The sequence below is a fragment of the Nostoc sp. genome, assembly GCF_054880495.1.
This window is the reverse complement of sequence record NZ_JBTYKD010000237.1, coordinates 1-2,063: the sequence shown is the minus strand read 5'-3', so window position 1 is coordinate 2,063 and position 2,063 is coordinate 1. Positions and strand designations below refer to the sequence as shown.

Annotated in this window: 2 protein-coding genes; both read left to right on the top strand. The window is 40.7% G+C overall.

The window, feature by feature from the left end; translation table 11 throughout:
- Positions 1–533: 533 nt before the first annotated feature.
- Positions 534–1,457: a tetratricopeptide repeat protein gene (locus ACYTXL_RS22390; RefSeq protein WP_461922255.1), complete on the top strand. Its 924-nt coding sequence runs from the start codon at positions 534–536 to the stop codon at positions 1,455–1,457.
- 89 nt (positions 1,458–1,546) lie between these two features.
- A partial coding sequence (locus ACYTXL_RS22385; RefSeq protein WP_461926651.1) for a phosphate-starvation-inducible PsiE family protein occupies positions 1,547–2,063 on the top strand: 517 nt, incomplete at its 3' end.

Genomic DNA, 2,063 nt, shown 5'->3' with positions numbered 1-2,063 from the left:
AGAAAAAATCTGCTTTGAGAGGACGTTTTGCCCTCATCCCCTAACCCCTTCTCCCAACTTGGGAGAAGGGGAACTAGAAAATTTGCTCCCCTCTCCCAATTTTGGGAGAGGGGCTGTTCTTGTGAGGGTTAAACCTCGAAAGCTTGCCTTGCCTAACTTCTACGTTAAGTTGACACCAATGAGCTTTTTCTGTGCCCCTACCGCGTGGTCTATTTACCTGAAAATAGCTGTAATTCGATTGTGTAGTTTAGATGTTTTTTAGCTTACTCAGTGCTAGCGGCGCTTACTTCTACACTCATCTGGCGATCGCGTCCCACTGTATTGCTGTCCTTAACATTGCCTTTGCGGGAAATTACCCCTTCTTTAATTTGTTATTATCCTCCCTTTAATCGAAATTTAAATAAATTGTAGCCTGTCGTAAGATTTAGCTTAAGAAAAGTTAAGTATCACAAACTTTCATGTCAAATTAAAAATTTTTGTAAAAACTTTTTATGAAGTAAATTTAACTGAAAGTGTTCCGAGTCAGAAAATCAATGGGATTATTATTCTTTAAATATCGCATAGCAGGGTTAGTAAGTTTGACTTTGTTGGTTGTGACTATTTCCTCCCCCTCTCTTTCTCTATCTCCTGCTGTTGCCTCAAAGTTGGCACAATCTCATGCTAAAACTGCCATAGACTGGTTAAACCAAGGTTTACAGGCAATTCAAGCCGGAAAAGTACAAGATGCGATCGCCGCCTTTAAAAAAGCAGCCCAATTAGATTCGACATTGGCACCAGCGCACTATAATTTAGGGCTAGCATTCCGACAAACGGGAAAATTACAACCCTCTGCGGATGCATTTTATCGAGCAACACAAGCCGATCCCAAATTTGCTCCAGCTTTTGCTAATTTAGGTGGTGCGTTGTTAGAAGGTAATAATTTAGAGTTAGCTAACGATTATTTGCAACGAGCGTTAGAACTCGATTCCAAACTAGGATTTGCCCATTATAACTTGGGATTGGTACGAGAACAGCAACGAGATTGTAAACGAGCGATCGCATCTTTTAAAAAAGCCATGGAATATAGCAAAAATGCACCAGAACCTCCTTATCATCTGGGGATGTGTTATTTCCAACAAGGTAAAGTAGATCAAGCAAAAGATGCCTTTCGTAAGGCAGTAAAAATTAATCCGAAGTACCCAGAAGCATACTATAGTCTCGGTTCAATTTGGTTTATTCAACACAAATTAGAGGAGTCCTTAGAGGCATTTAGAAAATCAGCCGAAGCTAACTCGAACTATCCCAACGCTTATTATGGTGCAGGCTTAGTTTTTATGCAGTTACAGCAATATGGAAATGCCGTAAAAGTATTGCAATTTGCTAGAGATTTATACAATGCTCAGGGGAATCTCCAGTGGGCAAAAAATGCCGAGCAATTGTTGCAACAAGCACAAAATTTAAATTCCCAACCTCGCTGAGGCAGAAAAGCTTAATATTGCATAACATAAAAGTATTGGGTTGACTCGCTGGTGTTGTCTGAACTAGTCCCGATTGGAATAAAACGTACATGCAAAAGCGCCTGAAGAGTCGATTTTTATTTAGCGATCGCTGGCTTGATCGGCACTCAATTGTTCGCAACATGGAAGCCTTCCAAGACTTAATTGTGATTGTCTTGTGTTTGGGATTATTCGCCGTCATGCTGATCCAATTGTGGGGGATAGGTATTGCCCTCACGCAGCCACTAGACTATAAACATATGACTGCAAAAATACTATTTGTGTTGATTTTAGTCGAGTTATTCCGACTATTAATGGTCTATTTGCAAGAACATAGTATCTCTGTAGGAGTGGCAGTTGAGGTAACAATAGTATCTCTACTGCGAGAGATAGTAGTTCACGGTGCGCTGGAAATTTATTGGGTTAATACGCTGGCAATTTGTGGATTGTTGTTTGTTCTGGGTGGACTACTTGTGGTATGTGCTAAGACGCCACACCAAAATAACTGCGGCGGGGTAGCCCCTAAATTCTATTTATGGGGGCTAGCCGCAGGCGAATTTATTCGCCGTCCAAATTCTTCTATTAATT